The sequence below is a fragment of the Variovorax paradoxus genome, from assembly GCF_030811855.1.
Lineage (GTDB): Bacteria > Pseudomonadota > Gammaproteobacteria > Burkholderiales > Burkholderiaceae_C > Variovorax > Variovorax paradoxus_L.
Genome location: NZ_JAUSRN010000022.1, coordinates 31,101 through 48,970, shown reverse-complemented (window position 1 = coordinate 48,970; position 17,870 = coordinate 31,101). Strand labels below are relative to the sequence as shown.

Genomic DNA, 17,870 nt, shown 5'->3' with positions numbered 1-17,870 from the left:
CCGGTGGGGTCAGTTTCCCCGCAGCGGATGGCGTGCGGGCTGGGCCGGATCGGCCGCGCCGGCACGCACGGCGGCAATGCGCTGGACGAAGCGTGGCGGCTCGTCCAGAAAGCCGTCTTCATAGGCCACCACGCGCAGCTCCCGGCAGGCGGCCAGCAGTTCGCCCGGCTGCAGCAGGAAGTCCGGCCGCGAGGGCTTGCCCACGCTTTCGTTGCCGGCCGCAAAGGTTTCGTAGAGCAGCACGCCACCCGGCGTGACCGCGGCCACGATGTCGGCCATGCGCGGCCGCCACAGGTAATTGGTGACGACCACCGCGCCGAAAGCCTGACCGGCAAAGGGCCAGGGGCCGGACTCGATGTCGGCGGTCAGGGTGCGGCCGTAGGCGCTCGCTGCTTCCGTGGCCTCTGGAGCGCGATCGACGCCCGTGACCGCGTGCCCGTGCGCCGCGAACCACTGCATGTGCCGCCCGTGGCCGCAAGCCACGTCGAGCACGGTGGCGCCAGGCGCCAGAAGGTGCGACCAACGCACGATCCATTCCGACGGCGCCAGGCCGGCGTGAAGGCTCGAGACGTCTTCTTTCGTGGCCATCAAAAGCAGGACCAGACCTGGTCAACCAGCGTCACGAGAAAGCTCGGATGGACGTAGAGCGCGAAAACGCCGCCCAGCACCGCCAGCGCCGCGGCGAGCGAGCCGGCGTGTAGGAGGCGATGGCGCGTCTGCGAAGTCATGTCAGTTTCCATTCTCTCTATGCTCAGCCGGGAACGGCGGCCGGCGCCGTGCCGCGCGCAATGGCACCTTCCTTGACCGGCAGATTGATCAGCGCCGCGAACACGCCCAGGGCGATGGCGATGTACCAGACGATGTCGTAGCTGCCGGTGGTGTCATACAGGTAGCCGCCGAGCCAGACCCCGATGAACGAGCCCACCTGGTGGCTCAGGAACACGAAGCCGCTGAGCATCGACAGGTGCGACACCCCGAAGATGCCCGCGATGATCGCATTGGTGGCAGGCACGGTCGAAAGCCAGAGAAAGCCCATGGCCGCAGAAAACACATACACGCTGAGCGGTGAAATCGGCACCAGCAGGAACAGCATGATGGACACCGCCCGCGCAAAGTAGATGGCCGCCAGGATCTTGCGCTTGGCCAGCTTCTGCCCTAGCAGCCCGACCGTGTAGGTGCCGAAGACGTTGAAAAGCCCGATCAGCGCCAGCGCGTAGCCCGCCACGTCGGCCGCCAGGCGCTGGTCGCGCAGGTAGGTCGGCATGTGGATGCCGATGAACGCGAGCTGGAAGCCGCAGACGAAATACCCGGCCATCAGCAGCCCGAAGCTCGGGTAGCGGAAGGCCTCGCCCACCGCCTGCAGCACCGATTGGTCACGGTGCCCAGCCAGTGCCTCGCGCTGCGGTTCGCGCAGGCCGAAGGCCAGCGGCACGATCACCAGCGCCAGCACCGCCACCACGGCCAGCGCGGTCTGCCAGCCCAGGTGGCCGATCAGGCGGCCCTCGATGGGCGCCATCAGGAACTGGCCGAACGAGCCTGCCGCCGCCGCCACGCCCATGGCCCACGAACGCCGCTCAGCCGGAATCTGGCGCCCGATCACGCCGTAGACGACGGCATAGGTGGTGCCCGCCTGCGCAGCGCCGATCAGCACGCCAGCGCTCAGCGTGAACAAGAGCGGCGTGGGCGAATACGCCATGCCCAGCAGGCCCAGCGCATAGAACGCCGTGCCCGCGATCAGGACCCGGAACGCGCCGAAGCGGTCGGCCACCATGCCCGCGAACACACCGAAGATGCCCCACGAGAGGTTTTGGACTGCCAGGGCGAACGAGAAGGTCTGGCGGGTCCAGTCCTGCGCCTGCGTGATCGGCTGCAGCCACAGGCCGAAGCCATGGCGAATGCCCATCGAGAGCGTGACGATCATGGCGCCGCAGATCAGCACCTGCTTGACCGAGAGAGTGGGAGCGGAGGCTTGCATGGCGTCGAATGTAGCGACTTGCATCCCTTGGCAGTCGAAGGGGCTCCAAGCCATTGATGATTTATGGCGGGTGCTTTGATGCGCTCCAGGCATCAAAGCGAACGAGAGTTGCGACCGCCGTCGAAATTCGATGGCATGGAGCTGCGGTCGGACGATGCTGCTGTATGGGTATCCAGTCATTTGGATTCGACTGACTACAATCCGCCCCCATGGCGACTCCCCTCAAGACTCCCCCCAGCCCATCGTCCGCGTCCTCGGGCTATTCGGAAGGTTCCATCCGCGTGCTCAAGGGCCTGGAGCCCGTGAAGCAGCGCCCGGGCATGTACACCCGGACCGACAACCCGCTGCACATCATCCAGGAAGTGCTCGACAACGCGGCCGACGAGGCGCTGGCGGGCTACGGCAAGAAGATCAAGGTCACCCTGCACACCGACGGCTCGGTGAGCATCGAAGACGATGGCCGCGGCATTCCGTTCGGGCTGCACCCCGAAGAAAAGGCCCCGGTGGTCGAACTGGTGTTCACCCGCCTGCACGCGGGCGGCAAGTTCGACAAGGGCTCGGGCGGCGCCTACAGCTTCTCGGGCGGCTTGCACGGCGTGGGCGTGTCGGTGACCAATGCGCTTTCAAAGCGGCTCGAGGTCGTTTCCCACCGCGAAGGCTCGGTGGCCAAGCTGGCCTTCAGTGCCGGCGACGTGATCGAGGCGCTCGAAATCCGCAAGCTCGAAGCCGGCGAGCGCCGCCAGGGCACCACCGTGCGCGCCTGGCCCGACGCCAAGTATTTCGAGACCGCCGCGTTGCCCATGAGCGAACTCACGCACCTGCTGCGCAGCAAGGCCGTGCTGATGCCGGGCGTGAGCGTCACGCTCACGGTCGAGAAGACCAAGGAAACGCAGCAGTGGCTCTACAAGGGCGGTCTGAGCGACTACCTGATGCAGACGCTGAGCGGCGACCCGGTGATTCCGTTGTTCGAAGGCAGCGGCCATGCCGACAAGAACGCCGACAACTTCGCCGAAGGCGAGGGCGCCGACTGGTGCGTGGCCTTCACCGAAGACGGCCAGCCGGTGCGCGAGAGCTACGTCAACCTGATTCCCACCAGCGCCGGCGGCACGCATGAAAGCGGCCTGCGCGACGGCCTGTTCACGGCGGTGAAGGGTTTCATCGAACTGCACTCGCTGCTGCCCAAGGGCGTGAAGCTCTTGCCCGAAGACGTGTTCGCGCGCGCTTCGTACGTGCTGAGCGCCAAGGTGCTCGACCCGCAGTTCCAGGGCCAGATCAAGGAACGGCTCAACTCGCGCGATGCGGTGCGGCTGGTGTCGAGCTTCGTGCGACCCGCGCTCGAACTGTGGCTCAACCAGCACGTCGATTACGGCAAGAAGCTCGCCGAACTGGCCATCAAGGCCGCGCAGACGCGCCAGCGCGCGGGCCAGAAAGTCGAGAAGCGCAAGGGCTCCGGCGTGGCAGTGCTGCCCGGCAAGCTGACCGATTGCGAGAGCAAGGACATCAGCCACAACGAAGTCTTTCTGGTCGAGGGCGACTCGGCCGGCGGCAGCGCCAAGATGGGCCGCGACAAAGAGAGCCAAGCCATCCTGCCCTTGCGCGGCAAGGTGCTGAACACCTGGGAGGTTGAACGCGACCGGCTCTTCGCCAACACCGAAATCCACGACATCTCGGTGGCCGTGGGCGTCGATCCGCACGGCCCCAACGACTCGCCCGATATGAGCGGCCTGCGCTACGGCAAGATCTGCATCCTCTCCGATGCCGACGTGGATGGCTCGCACATCCAGGTCCTGCTGCTCACGCTGTTCTTCCGACACTTTCCGAAACTCATCGAAGCGGGCCATGTGTATGTCGCAAAGCCGCCACTATTTCGGGTGGACGCACCGGCGCGGGGCAAGAAACCGGCTTCCAAGGTCTATGCGCTCGACGAGGGCGAACTGACTGCCACCCTGGATAAACTGCGCAAGGACGGCGTGCGCGAAGGCGCCTGGAACATCAGCCGCTTCAAGGGCCTGGGCGAGATGAGCGCGGAACAATTGTGGGAAACCACGCTCAATCCGGACACCCGGCGCCTGATGAAGGTTCAGCTGGGGCGCTTCGACTTCACGTCCACCCAAGGGGAGATCACCAAGCTCATGGGCAAGGGCGAGGCAGCGGCTCGGCGCGAGTTGATGGAACTGCGCGCCGACGATGTCGACATCGATGTTTGACCACTCTCGTGAAAATCTCAGATTTCATGCGTCCGTTGTTCCTGGCCTTGCTGCTGCTCTGCACGCAGCACGGGCTGGCGCACGCCGCTGACATCTACGGCTACATCGACAGCAAGGGCGTGGCCCATTTCGCCGCGGAAAAGATCGACGAGCGCTACCAGATCTTCTTTCGCCGCGGGCAGAGCTTTGACACCTCGCAGGGCGTGGCGCCGTTCGGACGCGGCGGGCGCAAGCTCGACGGAAAGGTGCCCCAAGCGTCGCAGACCTTGCTCGCTCTTTTCGAGGCCTCGCCCAGCTACAAGACCGCGAAGGCCGCGCTGCGCGATGCGGCGGACAAGCATTCGATCGACTACGAATTGCTGCAGGCGCTGATCGCCACCGAGTCGGGTTTCGACGCGCAGGCCGTTTCGCCCAAGGGCGCGATGGGGCTCATGCAGCTCATGCCGGGCACCGCGCAGCGCTACGGCGTCTCGGCGGACAAGCGCAGCAGCATCGAAAAGAAGCTGTTCGATCCGCGCATCAACATCGCCGCCGGCTCGCGCTACCTGCGAGACCTGATCGCCATGTTCCCGGGCCAGATCGAACTGGCGCTGGCCGCCTACAACGCCGGCGAGGGTGCCGTGCAGCGTGCAGGCAACAAGATTCCTAATTACAAGGAAACGCAGAACTACGTTCAGACGGTGCTGCAGCTCTATGCGTATCTCAAGCCTTCGGCGGGACTGGGCGGCGGCGGCAGCAACGCGCGCGGCGGCAAGGCGCCGGGGCGCATCCGCATGGAGCTCACGGTGCCGAAGGGCGGCGCTCTTGGCCGTGGCAACCTGCCGCCCGATTCGCCCACCGGCATGCCGACCATGCCCGAAATGCCCGAGCAGCCGACGGTATCGGACGGCGCGGCGGAAGTGCCGCTGTCCTGAACATGCCGCATCCGCGTTTTCGTCGCCGATCACTGGGTTGAGCGCATAAAAGGCGCGCGGCCCGACAACTGTTTTTCTTTTTCTCTTCTCCATGGACTCCCAACCTCCGCTCGATCTCCAGGGTCCCACCGACGGCGACACCACCCTCACGCTGGCCGACTACGCACAAACCGCCTATCTCGAATACGCGCTCAGCGTGGTCAAGGGCCGCGCGCTGCCCGACGTGTCCGACGGCCAGAAGCCGGTGCAGCGGCGCATCCTCTATTCGATGTCGCGCATGGGCCTGGGCTTTGGCGGCACCAACGGCACCGTGGGTGCCAAGCCCGTCAAGAGCGCGCGCGTAGTGGGCGACGTGCTCGGCCGCTTTCACCCGCACAGCGACCAGGCAGCCTACGACGCGCTGGTGCGCATGGCGCAGGATTTTTCGCAGCGCTATCCGCTGGTCGACGGCCAGGGCAACTTCGGCAGCCGAGATGGCGACGGCGCCGCGGCCATGCGCTACACCGAGGCGCGCCTGGCCCGCATCACCAGCCTGCTGCTCGACGAGATCGACGAAGGCACGGTCGACTTCATTCCCAACTACGACGGCAGCACCGAAGAACCGCGCCTGTTGCCCGCGCGCCTGCCGTTCACGCTGCTCAATGGCGCGAGCGGCATCGCCGTGGGTCTGGCCACCGAAATCCCAAGCCACAACCTGCGCGAGATCGCCGATGCCTGCGTGGCGCTGATCAAGGCGAACGGCAAGCTCAGCGACGAGGAATTGCTGCAGATCGTGCCCGGCCCCGATTACCCCGGCGGCGCCCAGATCATCAGCGGCCCGGCCGACATTGCCGACGCCTACCGCACCGGTCGCGGCTCGCTCAAGGTGCGCGCGCGCTGGAAGATTGAAGACCTTGCGCGCGGCCAATGGCAGCTCGTGGTCAACGAGCTTCCGCCCGGTGTCAGCACGCAGAAGGTGCTCGAGGAAATCGAGGAAATCACCAACCCGAAGGTCAAGGCCGGCAAGAAGGCGCTCAGCGCCGAGCAGACCCAGCTGAAGGCCGCGATGCTCTCGGTGCTCGACGTGGTGCGCGACGAATCCAGCAAGGACGCTGCCGTGCGCCTGGTGTTCGAACCCAAGACCTCGCGCATCAGCCAGGACGAGTTCATCACCACGCTGCTCGCGCAGACCTCGCTCGAAACCTCATCGCCCATCAACCTCACCATGGTGGGCATCGACGGCAAGCCCACGCAAAAGTCGCTGCGACAGATGCTCAACGAGTGGATCGCGTTCCGCGAGATCACCGTCGAGAAGCGCTCGCGGCACCGCCTGAACAAGGTGCTGGACCGCATCCACATCCTCGAAGGCCGGCAGCTGGTGCTGCTCAATATCGACGAGGTGATAGCGATCATCCGAGCGGCGGAAGATCCGAAGGCTGCGCTCATTGCGCGCTTCAATCTCTCCGAAGTGCAGGCGGAAGACATCCTTGAAATCCGGCTGCGGCAGCTTGCTCGGCTAGAAGCCATCAAGATTCAGCAGCAACTCGACGAGTTGCGCACAGACCAGAAAAAGCTTGAAGACATCCTCGGCAGTCCAGCGGCCCTGCGCCGCCTGCTGGTGAAGGAAATCGAAGCCGATGCCAAGACCTTCGCGGATCCGCGCCGCACGCTGATCCAGGCCGAAAAGCGCGCCGTGGCCGAAGTCAAGGTGGTCGACGAGCCGGTCACGGTGATCGTGTCACAGAAGGGCTGGGTCCGCGCGCAGAAGGGCTGGCCCAGCGAGAAGAACGGCGCCAACGGCGCGGCAGCGCCCGAGTACAGCTTCAAGTCCGGCGACGCCCTTTACGGCGCCTTCGAGTGCCGTAGCGTCGACACGCTGCTCGTGTTCGGCTCCGCCAAGGACAAGACGGTGCGCGTCTACACCGTGCCCGTGGCCTCGCTTCCCGGCGCGCGCGGCGACGGCCAACCCGTGACCACGCTCATCGAACTCGATGCCGGCACGCACGTCACGCATTTCTTCGCGGGGCCGGTGGGCGCGAGCGTGCTGCTGGCCAACACGGGCGGCTACGGCTTCATCGCCACGGTCGAGAACATGATGTCGCGCCAGCGCGGCGGCAAGGCCTTCATCGACGTGGGCGAGGGCGAGCAACTCTGCCGACCGTCGGTGGTGGGCGGCGCGAGCGGCGCGGAGCCGATGCCGGCGGCCACGCACGTGGCCTGCGCCTCGACTGGCGGCCGCATCCTGACCTTCGACATCACCGAACTCAAGAGCCTGCCCAAGGGCGGCCGCGGCCTCACCCTGATCGACCTGGAAGCGAAGGACACGCTGGCGGGCGCCGCGGCCTACACGCGCAGCGTGAAGATCGAAGGCATCGGCCGCGGCGGCAAGGAGCGCGACGAGACGCTGGAGATCCGCACGCTCAACAACGCGCGCGGCAGCCGTGCGCGCAAAGGCAAGGCGGCCGACCTCGGCTTCAAGCCGGCCAGCATCGTGCGGGTGCTGTGATGGGCGGCATCGACATCAGCGTCATCGGCCTCTTCATTGCGGTGGTCACCGGCCTTGCCAGCTTCTGGTTCGGCCGCCGCATGCGCATGAAGCGCGGGGCCAAGCAGCGCGAGAAGGACCGCATCGCGGCGCAGGCCAACGAAACCCGGCAGCAGCGCCGGGCGCGCGAGCGCAAAGAACGCAATTAGAGGCTGTTGCAGGCCTCAGTGCAGGCCCTGCCACCAGCGCTCGTTGGTGCGCGCCTTGCCTACAGTCAGCACTTCACCGATCACCGGCGTCGCCAGTTCGATCTTCTTGGCTTCTGACAGGTCCGCGATGCGATCGAGCGGATCGTGCCAAGTGTGGAAGGCGAGGTCGAAGGTGCTGTTGTGCACCGAATAGAGCACCTTGCCGCGCAGGTCTTCAAATGCTTGCACGCTCTGTTCGGGCGTCATGTGCACCGCGGGCCAGTAGGCGTCGTAGGCGCCGTTTTCCATCAGTGCCAGATCGAAGCCGCCGAAGCGCTCCCCGATCTGCTTGAAGCCCGAAAAATAGCCCGAGTCGCCGCTGTAGAAGATTCGCTGCTCGCCGCTTTGCACCACCCATGAGGCCCACAGCGTGCGGTCGCGGTCGGTCAGCGTGCGGCCCGAGAAGTGCTGCGCTGGCGTAGCGGTGAGCTTCACGCCGTCGTGTTCGCCGCCTTGCCACCAGTCGAGCTCGGTCACGCGCTCCGCGGGCACGCCCATGGCCACGAGCCGCGCACGCACGCCCAGCGGGACGAAGTAGCGTTGGACGCGCTGAGCCAGGTACTCGATGGTGGCCACGTCGAGGTGGTCGTAATGGTCGTGCGAGAGGATCAGGCCTTCTATTGGCGGCAGCTGCTCCAGCGTGAGCGGCGGCTTGTGAAAGCGCTTGGGCCCGGCGAAGCTGAACGGCGACGCCCGCTCGCTGAACACCGGGTCGATCAGCCAGTATTTGCCCTGCAGCTTGAGCAGGTGCGACGAATGGCCGAGCCGCACCACGTGGTTGGCCTTGGTGTCGAGCGCGTCCAGGTCGGCCGTGCTCAGCATGCGCACGGGAATCGGATCGACCGGCACGGTGTCGACCTTGCTGCCGACGATGAAGCGCGACCAGATGCGCCATGCGCTGGCGGAGGGCTTGACTTCCGGGTTCGGCAGATTTTGAAAGGTGCAGCCCTTGAACTGCGGCGATGCGTCGTAGCGTGCTCCGCATCCACTGTTGCTTGTGCAGGCGGCCACCAGCGTGCAGCTGGCCGCGAACAGCAAGGTGCCGCAGCGGCGGAAGCCGCGCTGGAGGAGATTCGAGGGCTGGGCAACGTCGTTCATGGCTCGTGCGTGTTCTGGTTTTTGCGGCGCGAGCTTAGCCCGCGCGCCGCGCCGAATGGTTTCAGCGGCAGAAACATTCGGCGCAAAGGGGCATTTGCGCGGCCCGCCACCTGTCGTATGCCATGCGTTCTATGGATGGCGGCGGCATGGCCCGGCACACTGCGAAGCGCCACGCTTCGCGGGCTACGGAAAGGCGCACATACCATGAGCAGCAACCGCTATCCCATCATCTACGTGCGTGGCTACGCCATGACGGAGGCCGAGCGCGACGACACGGCGGCCGACCCGTTCTGCGGCTTCAACGTGGGCTCCACCGTGTACCGCGCCACCGTCAAGAAGGAGGCGCCCGCGCAGAAGTTCGTCTTCGAGTCCCCGGTGGTGCGCCTCCTGGCCGACTACCAGTACCAGAGCGTCTACCAGAACGGCCTGGACATTCTCGACAACGACTGGAAGCCGTCGCCCGACGAAACCGGCAAGGACGTGGACGGCATTCCGGCCGCATCCATCGTGATCTACCGCTACTACGACAGCGGCTCGGAGTTGCTGGGCGATGGCAAGTCGCGCGACGTGAAGATTTACGCGCAGGGTTTGAGCAAGCTGATCCTTCGCGTGCGCGACCTGGTGGCGCAGCGGGAGGGCGCCGCCTTCTCGCCTGCGGACTTCCGCTGCTACCTGGTGGCGCATTCGATGGGCGGCCTCGTGGTGCGAGCCTTCCTGCAGAACCCGGCGCTCGGCGATGCGGCGGCGCGCGCCTGCGTCGACAAGGTGTTCACCTATGCCACGCCTCACAACGGCATCGACATGGGCGGCGTCAATGTGCCGGCCTGGCTCACGGCCAATGAGATGAATACCTTCAATCGCGAGAGGATGTCGGAATTCCTGGACACGGCCCCCGTCGACGGCCGCATGGACTACCTGCCGGCCTCGGCCTTCCCGGCCGAACGCTTCTTCTGCATGGTGGGCTCCAACCGCGGCGACTATGAAGCGGCCAAGGGCCTGTCGCGCATGTTCGCAGGTCACGGCAGCGACGGGCTGGTGCGCATCGAGAATGCCTCGCTCTGGTCCATCGACGAGCTGAAACGCAGCAAGCCCGTGGCCACGGCCTACGCGTTTCGTTCGCACTCGGGCTACTTCGGCATCGTCAATTCCGAGGAGGCCTACCAGAACCTCGTGCGTTTTCTGTTCGGCGACGTGCGCGTCGATCTCTGGTTCGAAGTCGACGGCGTCACCTTGCCGCCCGACCTGCCGAAGGATGCCGACGTGGACGCGCTCTACCAGATCGAGCTGCTCGCCTCGCCACGCGGCAAGCGCTGGTACCTGAGCCGCCGCGTGGCCGAAGAGGACTCGCCCGCCTGCCGCACGCACAAGGAGCTGACCGACCCGCAAAAGCCCGAGCGCCGCTCGATCTATCTATCGACCGTGTTCCTGGCCAACAAGGCCCGCGTGAAGCAGGACCGACCCACGCTGGCCTACGCCATGACGCTGGGCGTGCGCGTGCCGGACTACCAAGTGAACAAGAAGTTCTGGCTCGACGGCCACTACGAAGGCAGTTCGCTGTTCCGCGACACGCTGGTCGTCGAGATCGCGCCGCCGCGGGCGGACGACCCGGCGCAGAACTGGAACGTCAAGTACGGCTGGCAGACTGACACCGCGGGCCAGGCGTCGCTTCCGATCAGCCCGAAGCAGCTGGCCAACGGCAAGCTACAGTTCATCGTGCCGCTTTCCAGCCTGGGCGCGGCACCGGCGGCGCCGGGCATCAGCGGCAAGGTGCGGCTCGAGGTGAGCGCCTGGAGTTGAAAGGGCACCCCGAAAGCGGGCCGCGGGGCCATACTCGGCCATCCAAGGTCCTGCTTTCCATCCATCATGAAAACTGCCGTTCTCGTCATCGACATGCAGCGTGGCCTCTGTGACGATCCGCCTCGCCCTCATGAGGCCGGCGAAGTCGTGCAGCGAATCAATGCGCTCACCGAACGGGCACGCGCTGCGGGCGTGCCGGTGGCCTTCATCCAGCATGAGAACGACGTCGACCTGGAGTTCGACTCGGAACGCTGGCAGTTGGCCGATGCGTTGCACGTCGATGCGGGCGACACGAAGATCCGCAAGACCACACCCGACTCTTTCCTGCGCACGCCGCTCGAAGCCTTGCTGGCTGGGCAAGGAGTGCAGCGCGTGGTGATCTGCGGCTACTCGTCGGAATTTTGCGTGGATACCACCGCGCGCCGCGCCGCCGCGCTGGGTTTTGAAGTGGTGCTCGCGGCCGATGCGCACACCTCGCATGACAAGCCGCACGCCACGGGCGCCTTCATTCGCGCGCACCACAACACTACGCTGTCGGACATCGCGAGCTTCGGCGTGCCGATCCGCGCGGTTCCCTCGGCCGACATCGCTTTCTGATCGATCAGTCCGAGCCCGGCCGCCACACCCGCGCCAGCGCGGCCAGCTTGCCCTTGAAGCTCAGCCGGTCGTTCGACAGCGCATCGATGAAGTCCGACAGACGCTGCGACTTCACCATGGTGTAGATGGTGAGCCAGGTGGTGAAGACGAAGACGACGCCGAACCAGAGTACCTTGCGCCACAGCGGCGCCTCGGCTTCGGCCAGCAGGTTCATGCCGAGAAAACCCGTCGTCACGGTGCCGATCAGGCCGAACAGCGTAACCACCGTGAGCCGCACCACGGTGCTGGCTTGCCGGCGCAGGCTGTCTGCATCGAGATAGGTGTTCATGTCGGCGATGCGTGCCTTGACCTCGTCGTAGAGGGGATCGAGCCCGAGATGCGCGGTGCACATGTGGGACAGCGCGCGCACCTGCGCCTGTTCCGAGATCTCGTGGAACCAGTAGCGGTGCGTGAAGCGCAGAAAGCGCTCGAAGCTTCCGCGAATGGCGCGCTTGAACTGCTTCACGCTCGGCGTGCTGCGGATGTCGAGCCGCTTGAGTGCTTCCACCAGCTGGTCCGAGAACATCAGGAGCGAGGCCTTCTGGAAGTGCGCGATGAGGAACAGCAAGAAGTGCTGGTGCCTGAACTGCGCGAGCACGCCGCGGTCGCGGCAGCAAAAGAACTCTGAGCGCGCATCGCCCACCACGATCAGCGCGTGGCCGTTGCACAAATAGCGCGTGTTGGGCGCCGCGCCCGCATCGACCCAGAAGCGGTCGTAGCAATAGCGCTTTTCGAAATCGGCCAGATGCTGGTCGGCATAGGGCAGGTGCGCCTGCTGCGCCGCATCGGCCTCGGCAGCGCCTGTGACCAGCCCGAGCCGGATGAAGTCGTTGCGCGAGAGGCGCTTGGGATCGTCCAGCGAAAGGTAGGCCATCACCGGCATGCGGTAGTACTCGATCTGGCGGAAGCGCAGCACGCCCGGGTCCTCCGAATGATCGCTCACCAGCGGCTGCATCAGGTAGGCCCAGTGGGCCGAGATGCGCGGCGCGCGGTGCTGGGCCACGTGCGAAAGAAAAGCTTCTCGCTGCTGCGCATCCGAACGCGCGAGCACGCTGCCGTCGGCAGCCAGCCATTCGACGCTGGACATGCAATGCAGCGCGCCGCCATCGGCGTTCCAGCCGGCCGGATATGCGCGGCCGAAACGATAGAGCAGGTCTTGCGCCTGCGCGAGGCTCAGGTGGTCCGCGCCGACTTCGAGGTTGAGCATCACCACGTCGATGTCGAAGAAGAAATACAGGTCGCAATGCACCACGTCGAGCGTGATGGGTGCATCGCCGGCCTGCGCCACCACGCGCACCGCCGCAATGTCGTGGCGGCGAAAGACGCGCATCGGCGAATCGCCGCCGTGGCCGTCTTCATTGCCGCCCTTGCTCTTGGAGCGGCCCTCGCCGTAGAGAAAGCGCTGCACATACGGCAGGAAGCTCACGAACTCGTTGTAGTGCCGTTCATGAAAGCGGCTGCTGTCGCCGGTGTATTCATCGATCTCTTCGCGCCATGGCGAGGCATCGCCCATCTCGCGCAGCACGTGCCAGGGACCGTGGTGCGAGGGCTTGTCGTCCGGCGCCGGCATCAGCCGCAGGGGCCAGAGCAGAGCCTGCCTGAAATGCTGCACGGCAGGCGGCGCATAAGCGCCCGCCAAGGATGCGTTTGCCTCTGCGCGGACGGGAGCCTCGGAAGTATTCAGCATCGCGTGAGTGTAGGCAGAAGGGCTGTCAAAAGACTGACCTAGGGGAATCCCTAGGTAGGGCTGAAACCGGTTTCATATAAGCTGCAAGCCTTGCTTTCGAGGCATGCGCGCGGCCACTGCCGTGGCTGTCGCGCCCGATGCCGCACCCATGAACTACCAGTTTCAATTCGACGCCGTATTCGCTGCCTGGCCGCTGCTGCTCAAGGGCACCTGGATCACCATCCAGCTCTCCCTGGTCGCCACGCTGCTGGGCCTGGTGGTCGCCATCTTTTGCGCCTGGGGCAAGACATCGGGGCCAGGCTGGCTGCGCTTCATCGTCAATGCGTACATCGAGGTGATCCGCAACACGCCATTCCTCGTGCAGCTGTTTTTCTTCTTCTTTGCATTGCCGGCCATCGGCCTCCGCTGGTCGCCGCAAACAGCTGCGCTGGTGGCCATGGTGGTGAACCTGGGCGCATATGCGACCGAGATCATCCGCGCGGGCATCGAGTCGATTCCCAAGGGGCAGATCGAGGCGGGCAGGGCGCTCAACCTGAAGCCCTGGGAAATCTTCCGCTTCGTGATCATCAAGCCCGCGCTCAAGGCCATCTACCCCGCGCTCACGAGCCAGTTCATATTGCTGATGCTGAGCTCGGCCGTGGTGTCGGTCATCTCGGCCGACGACCTGACTTCGGTGGCCGCCAACCTGCAGTCGCAGACCTTCCGCAGCTTCGAGATCTACATCGTGGTGGCTGCCATCTACCTGGCACTGGCGCTGGCGTTCTCGGCGCTGTTCAAGCTCATCTACAAGCGCACGCTCAACTACCCGGACCGCCGGTAACAGGCCACGCGCGGAGCACAACAATCATGCGTACCTTCGGCTTTCCCGAATTCCTTTTCATTCTCGAAGCGGCCAAGTGGACACTGGCGCTGTCTGCCATTGCCTTCATTGGGGGCGCGGTCCTGGGGCTGGCCGTCGCACTCATGCGCACCTCCGATTCGCCCTGGGCACGCACCGTGTCGACGGTGTTCATCCAGATTTTCCAGGGCACGCCGCTGCTGCTGCAGCTGTTTCTGATCTTCTTCGGCGCGCCGGTGCTCGGGCTCGACATCAACCCGTGGATTGCCGCGGGCGTGGCGCTGGTTCTCAACAGCGCCGCCTTCCTGGGCGAGATTTGGCGCGGCTGCATCCAGGCCATCCCGCGCGGCCAATGGGAGGCGGCCGAGGCGCTGAGCCTCAAGTACAGCGCGCGCATGCGCGACGTGGTGCTGCCGCAGGCCTTCAAGATCGCGCTGGCGCCCACGGTGGGCTACCTGGTGCAGATCATCAAGGGCACTTCGCTCGCGGCCATCATCGGCTTTGCGGAGATCACCCGCGCGGGCCAGATCATCAACAACGCCACCTTCCAGCCGCTCGTCGTGTTCTCGGTGGTGGCCGCCATCTACTTCGCGATCTGCTGGCCGCTGTCGCTGCTTGCCGCCCGCATGGAGCGCAGGCGCGCGCAGGCCCTGGCCCGCTGATTCCTCTTTCTCGCCGCTTTCTTTCTTTTCCCGGAGACACATCATGACCCGTACCACCACCCGCCGCGTTGCGCTGGCAGCCCTTGGCCTTGGCGCCGCGCTCACCGTGTTCGCCCCCTTTGCCTCGGCACAGTCAGTCGCCGACATCAAGAAGAAGGGCGAGATCACCATCGGCATGCTGGTCGACTTTCCACCCTACGGCACCACCAATGTGCAGAACCAACCCGACGGCTACGACGCCGACGTGGCCAAGCTGCTGGCCAAGGAGTGGGGCGTCAAGGCCAACATCGTGCCCGTGACCGGCCCGAACCGCATTCCCTTCCTGCTGACCAACAAGGTCGACCTGCTGGTCGCCTCGCTGGCCATCACGCCCGAGCGCGCCAAGCAGGTGCAGTTCTCGCAGCCCTACGCCGCTGCCACCATCGTGCTGTATGGCGCCACCAAGACGCCCATCAAGGCGACGGGCGACCTGAAGGGCCTGCGCGTGGGTGTGGCCCGCGCCTCGACGCAAGATGTGGCCGTGACCAAGGCCGCGCCCGAAGGCACCGAGATCCGCCGCTTTGACGACGACGCCTCGGCCATGCAGGCGCTGATCTCCGGCCAGGTCGATGCGATCGGCTGCTCGGTGACGGTGGCCGCGCAAATCGCCAAGCGCGTGCCCGCCGGGACCTACGAAAACAAGTTCACGCTGGTGCAGCAATCGATGGGCATCGCGATGCGTCCGGGCCAGGACGACCTGCACAAGGCCGTCAATGAATTCGTTGCGAAGAACACTGCCAACGGCGAGCTCAACAAGCTCTACCAGAAGTGGCTGCAGGCCGACCTGCCCAAGATGCAGTGAGCCGCCAAGGCTGAAGAAGAACGAGGAATCCTGGCATGACGACGGAATCGATCATCCGCATGGAAGCGGTCAACAAGTGGTACGGTGAATTCCAGGTGTTGACCGGCATCGACCTGTCAGTGCGCCAGGGCGAGCGCATCGTGATCTGCGGGCCTTCTGGTTCGGGCAAGTCCACGCTCATCCGTTGCATCAACCGGCTCGAGACGGTGCAGAAGGGCCGCATCGTGGTGGATGGCATCGACCTCACGGCCGGCGGCAAGAACGTGGATGCGGTGCGCGCCGAAGTGGGCATGGTGTTCCAGCAGTTCAATCTCTTTCCGCACCTCACTATCCTGGAAAACTGCACGCTTGCGCCGATGCGTTCGCGCGGCATGACCAAGGCACAGGCCGAAGAGGTGGCCATGAAGTACCTCGCGCGCGTGCGCATTCCGGAGCAGGCCCACAAGTACCCGAGCCAGCTCTCGGGCGGCCAGCAGCAGCGCGTGGCCATTGCGCGCGCGCTGTGCATGACGCCCAAGATCATGCTGTTCGACGAGCCCACTTCGGCGCTCGACCCCGAGATGGTGAAGGAAGTGCTCGACACCATGATCGGCCTGGCCGAAGACGGCATGACCATGTTGTGCGTGACGCACGAAATGGGCTTTGCCCGCAGCGTGGCAGACCGCGTGATCTTCATGGCCGACGGAAAAATCGTGGAGCAGGCGCCGCCCGCCGACTTCTTTGGCCATCCCAAGGACGAAAGGACGCGACAATTCCTCGGCCAGATCCTCAGCTCCCACCAAGCACACTGAATGTCCTTTCCCGTTTTGATTTCTCTGTCGTCCTTCGGCGCGGCCGAGGTGGGGCGGCACGGCCAGCTATGGTGTGCGCAGCTGGCAATGGCAGCGGGTGCCAATTCCGTTGAAGTGCGCGGCGAGATGCTGCGTGATGCGGATGCCGAATTGCCCGCGCTGAAGGGTCTCGCTTCCGTGTACTCCAGCCCCGAAGGCCTGTGGGCCGAAGGCGGCTGGCTCGACAGCGCTGCGCTCAAGCGCGGCATCGCCGCAGCGACGCAAGTCGGTGCGAAGCGGCTCAAGATGTCCATCGGCGATTTCCAGCCTTCTTCGCACGGCTCGCTCTGGGGCCTGAAGGTGGAGCTTTCGCAAACCCGCGTCGAGCTGCTGATCGAGAACGACCAGACCGTGCGCGCCGGCACGCTTCCCGCGCTGCAGGCGTTCTTCGATGCGGCTGAGCGGGCCGGCGTCGAACTGGGCATGACCTTCGACATGGGCAACTGGCACTGGGTTGGCGAGTGTCCCTTGCAGGCCGCAGAGGTGCTGGGCCGCCGCGTGCGCTACGTGCATTGCAAGGGCGCGCAGCGCCTGCCGCACAAGTGGGTGGCGGTGCCGCTGGGCGACTCGGTTGCGCCGTGGCGCGCCGTGCTGCGTGCGTTGCCCGCCGACGTGCCGCACGCCATCGAATACCCCCTGGTGGGCGACGACCTGCAGGTCGCCACGCGCACGCAAATCGACTTCATCCGCGCCGCACGGGCGTAGGCAGAACCACACATGACAGAACCCATCGCTTTCGACGTTGCCCTGTTTGGCGAGGCCATGCTGCTGCTGGTGGCCGACCGGCCCGGTCCGCTGGAGAACGCAGAGGCGTTCCACAAGCGCACGGCTGGTGCCGAGACCAACGTGGCCATCGGCCTCGCGCGCCTGGGGCTCAAGGTGGGCTGGGCCAGCCGGCTCGGCACCGACTCGATGGGACGCTACCTGATCGCGGCGATGAAGGCCGAGGGCATCGACTGCTCGCACGTGATTTGCGACGGGTCGCAGCGCACGGGTTTCCAGTTCAAAGGCCGCGTCACCGATGGCAGCGACCCGCCCGTTGAGTATCACCGCAAGGGCTCGGCCGCCAGCCAGATGGGCCCGGCCGATGTCGATGAAGCCTGGCTGCGTTCGGCGCGGCACCTGCACGCCACCGGCGTCTTCGCGGCCATCTCGGACAGCAGCCTGCAGGCCGCGCTCAAGAGCATGGACGTGATGCGCGCGGCCGGCCGCACGATCTCGTTCGACACCAACCTGCGGCCCACGCTGTGGTCTTCGACCGAAGCGATGCGCCACTGGGTCAACGAGCTGGCCTCGCGCGCCGACTGGGTGTTGCCCGGCATCGAGGAGGGCTTGCTGCTCACGGGCCACACCAGGCCCGAAGACGTGGCGCGCTTCTACCGCGAGCGCGGTGCGAAGCTGGTAGTCGTCAAGCTTGGTGCCGAAGGCGCCTACTACGACAGCGACGTGGCCGGCACCGGCCGCGTCGACGGCTTTCCGGTGAAGGAAGTAATCGACACCGTGGGTGCGGGCGATGGCTTCGCGGCCGGCGTTGTAAGCGCATTGCTCGAAGGCAAGAGCGTGCCCGAGGCCGTGCGCCGCGGTGCCTGGATCGGTGCGCGCGCCGTGCAGGTTCTGGGCGACACTGAAGGCTTGCCCAGCCGCGCACAACTCGAAGAAGCAGGACTCTGACC

At 65.6% G+C, this 17,870-nt stretch carries 17 protein-coding genes; 12 read left to right on the top strand and 5 right to left on the bottom strand.

Annotation, left to right across the window (positions count from 1 at the left end; translation table 11 throughout):
• Positions 1–9: 9 nt before the first annotated feature.
• From J2X92_RS27905 to J2X92_RS27895, 3 genes are read right to left on the bottom strand one after another with little or no spacing between them, the layout of a single operon-like run.
• Positions 10–588, bottom strand: a complete 579-nt coding sequence (locus J2X92_RS27905) for a class I SAM-dependent methyltransferase (protein ID WP_307580862.1) — start codon at positions 586–588, stop codon at positions 10–12.
• Positions 588–728, bottom strand: a complete 141-nt coding sequence (locus J2X92_RS27900; protein WP_307580860.1) for a hypothetical protein — start codon at positions 726–728, stop codon at positions 588–590. The genes J2X92_RS27905 and J2X92_RS27900 overlap by 1 nt, the downstream gene beginning before the upstream one ends.
• A 23-nt stretch (positions 729–751) precedes the next feature.
• Positions 752–1,975, bottom strand: coding sequence for an MFS transporter (locus J2X92_RS27895; protein WP_307580857.1), 1,224 nt, complete (start codon positions 1,973–1,975; stop codon positions 752–754).
• A gap of 209 nt (positions 1,976–2,184) precedes the next feature.
• On the opposite strand from J2X92_RS27895, the gene J2X92_RS27890 reads away from it, so the two are divergent.
• The 4 genes from J2X92_RS27890 (at position 2,185) to J2X92_RS27875 (ending at position 7,769) form a co-directional block, all read left to right on the top strand.
• Positions 2,185–4,182, top strand: a complete 1,998-nt coding sequence (locus tag J2X92_RS27890; protein ID WP_307580855.1) for a DNA topoisomerase IV subunit B — start codon at positions 2,185–2,187, stop codon at positions 4,180–4,182.
• 26 nt (positions 4,183–4,208) lie between these two features.
• Positions 4,209–5,096, top strand: coding sequence for a lytic transglycosylase domain-containing protein (locus J2X92_RS27885; protein WP_307580939.1), 888 nt, complete (start codon positions 4,209–4,211; stop codon positions 5,094–5,096).
• Between the two features lie 91 nt (positions 5,097–5,187).
• Positions 5,188–7,581, top strand: a complete 2,394-nt coding sequence (gene parC / locus J2X92_RS27880; RefSeq protein ID WP_307580853.1) for a DNA topoisomerase IV subunit A — start codon at positions 5,188–5,190, stop codon at positions 7,579–7,581.
• Entirely contained in the window at positions 7,581–7,769 is a 189-nt protein-coding gene (locus J2X92_RS27875; protein WP_055805346.1) for a hypothetical protein, read from the top strand. Before parC ends, J2X92_RS27875 begins: the two co-directional genes overlap by 1 nt.
• Positions 7,770–7,784: 15 nt before the next feature.
• Here J2X92_RS27875 and J2X92_RS27870 read toward each other — a convergent pair whose 3' ends face one another.
• The gene (locus J2X92_RS27870) at positions 7,785–8,906 is read right to left on the bottom strand and encodes an MBL fold metallo-hydrolase (RefSeq protein ID WP_307580851.1); all 1,122 of its coding nucleotides are present in this window, start codon (positions 8,904–8,906) and stop codon (positions 7,785–7,787) included.
• A 204-nt stretch (positions 8,907–9,110) separates the two neighbouring features.
• Between J2X92_RS27870 and J2X92_RS27865 the strand changes: the two genes are divergently transcribed.
• Positions 9,111–10,703 carry an esterase/lipase family protein gene (locus tag J2X92_RS27865; RefSeq protein WP_307580849.1) on the top strand — a complete coding sequence of 531 codons (1,593 nt, stop codon included), beginning with the start codon at positions 9,111–9,113 and terminating at the stop codon, positions 10,701–10,703.
• A 66-nt stretch (positions 10,704–10,769) separates the two neighbouring features.
• Positions 10,770–11,300, top strand: coding sequence for a cysteine hydrolase family protein (locus J2X92_RS27860; RefSeq protein ID WP_307580847.1), 531 nt, complete (start codon positions 10,770–10,772; stop codon positions 11,298–11,300).
• Positions 11,301–11,304: 4 nt separating this feature from the next.
• Here J2X92_RS27860 and J2X92_RS27855 read toward each other — a convergent pair whose 3' ends face one another.
• Positions 11,305–13,026, bottom strand: a complete 1,722-nt coding sequence (locus J2X92_RS27855) for a hypothetical protein (RefSeq protein WP_307580845.1) — start codon at positions 13,024–13,026, stop codon at positions 11,305–11,307.
• 148 nt (positions 13,027–13,174) lie between these two features.
• Between J2X92_RS27855 and J2X92_RS27850 the strand changes: the two genes are divergently transcribed.
• The 6 genes from J2X92_RS27850 to J2X92_RS27825 are packed head-to-tail and all read left to right on the top strand — an operon-like array spanning position 13,175 to position 17,868.
• Positions 13,175–13,846, top strand: coding sequence for an amino acid ABC transporter permease (locus J2X92_RS27850; protein WP_021008077.1), 672 nt, complete (start codon positions 13,175–13,177; stop codon positions 13,844–13,846).
• Between the two features lie 26 nt (positions 13,847–13,872).
• Positions 13,873–14,526: an amino acid ABC transporter permease gene (locus J2X92_RS27845; RefSeq protein WP_307580843.1), complete on the top strand. Its 654-nt coding sequence runs from the start codon at positions 13,873–13,875 to the stop codon at positions 14,524–14,526.
• A gap of 43 nt (positions 14,527–14,569) precedes the next feature.
• Positions 14,570–15,367, top strand: a complete 798-nt coding sequence (locus tag J2X92_RS27840) for a transporter substrate-binding domain-containing protein (RefSeq protein ID WP_307580841.1) — start codon at positions 14,570–14,572, stop codon at positions 15,365–15,367.
• 35 nt (positions 15,368–15,402) lie between these two features.
• On the top strand, positions 15,403–16,158 hold the full coding sequence (locus J2X92_RS27835) for an amino acid ABC transporter ATP-binding protein (protein ID WP_307580839.1): 756 nt from the start codon (positions 15,403–15,405) through the stop codon (positions 16,156–16,158).
• Positions 16,159–16,902, top strand: coding sequence for a sugar phosphate isomerase/epimerase family protein (locus J2X92_RS27830; RefSeq protein WP_307580837.1), 744 nt, complete (start codon positions 16,159–16,161; stop codon positions 16,900–16,902).
• 12 nt (positions 16,903–16,914) lie between these two features.
• Positions 16,915–17,868 (top strand): sugar kinase, encoded by a 954-nt coding sequence (locus J2X92_RS27825; protein ID WP_307580836.1) that lies wholly within the window; start codon positions 16,915–16,917, stop codon positions 17,866–17,868.
• Positions 17,869–17,870 lie beyond the last annotated feature (2 nt).

Bases quoted from the DNA above. Each gene is read 5' to 3' on its own strand.
- J2X92_RS27900 (WP_307580860.1), bottom strand. From the start codon at position 728: ATGACTTCGCAGACGCGCCATCGCCTCCTACACGCCGGCTCGCTCGCC.
- J2X92_RS27885 (WP_307580939.1), top strand. From the start codon at position 4,209: ATGCGTCCGTTGTTCCTGGCCTTGCTGCTGCTCTGCACGCAGCACGGG.
- J2X92_RS27850 (WP_021008077.1), top strand. From the start codon at position 13,175: ATGAACTACCAGTTTCAATTCGACGCCGTATTCGCTGCCTGGCCGCTG.
- parC (WP_307580853.1), top strand. From the start codon at position 5,188: ATGGACTCCCAACCTCCGCTCGATCTCCAGGGTCCCACCGACGGCGAC.
- J2X92_RS27845 (WP_307580843.1), top strand. From the start codon at position 13,873: ATGCGTACCTTCGGCTTTCCCGAATTCCTTTTCATTCTCGAAGCGGCC.
- J2X92_RS27830 (WP_307580837.1), top strand. From the start codon at position 16,159: ATGTCCTTTCCCGTTTTGATTTCTCTGTCGTCCTTCGGCGCGGCCGAG.
- J2X92_RS27855 (WP_307580845.1), bottom strand. From the start codon at position 13,026: ATGCTGAATACTTCCGAGGCTCCCGTCCGCGCAGAGGCAAACGCATCC.
- J2X92_RS27875 (WP_055805346.1), top strand. From the start codon at position 7,581: ATGGGCGGCATCGACATCAGCGTCATCGGCCTCTTCATTGCGGTGGTC.
- J2X92_RS27825 (WP_307580836.1), top strand. From the start codon at position 16,915: ATGACAGAACCCATCGCTTTCGACGTTGCCCTGTTTGGCGAGGCCATG.
- J2X92_RS27860 (WP_307580847.1), top strand. From the start codon at position 10,770: ATGAAAACTGCCGTTCTCGTCATCGACATGCAGCGTGGCCTCTGTGAC.
- J2X92_RS27890 (WP_307580855.1), top strand. From the start codon at position 2,185: ATGGCGACTCCCCTCAAGACTCCCCCCAGCCCATCGTCCGCGTCCTCG.
- J2X92_RS27870 (WP_307580851.1), bottom strand. From the start codon at position 8,906: ATGAACGACGTTGCCCAGCCCTCGAATCTCCTCCAGCGCGGCTTCCGC.
- J2X92_RS27895 (WP_307580857.1), bottom strand. From the start codon at position 1,975: ATGCAAGCCTCCGCTCCCACTCTCTCGGTCAAGCAGGTGCTGATCTGC.
- J2X92_RS27865 (WP_307580849.1), top strand. From the start codon at position 9,111: ATGAGCAGCAACCGCTATCCCATCATCTACGTGCGTGGCTACGCCATG.
- J2X92_RS27905 (WP_307580862.1), bottom strand. From the start codon at position 588: ATGGCCACGAAAGAAGACGTCTCGAGCCTTCACGCCGGCCTGGCGCCG.
- J2X92_RS27835 (WP_307580839.1), top strand. From the start codon at position 15,403: ATGACGACGGAATCGATCATCCGCATGGAAGCGGTCAACAAGTGGTAC.
- J2X92_RS27840 (WP_307580841.1), top strand. From the start codon at position 14,570: ATGACCCGTACCACCACCCGCCGCGTTGCGCTGGCAGCCCTTGGCCTT.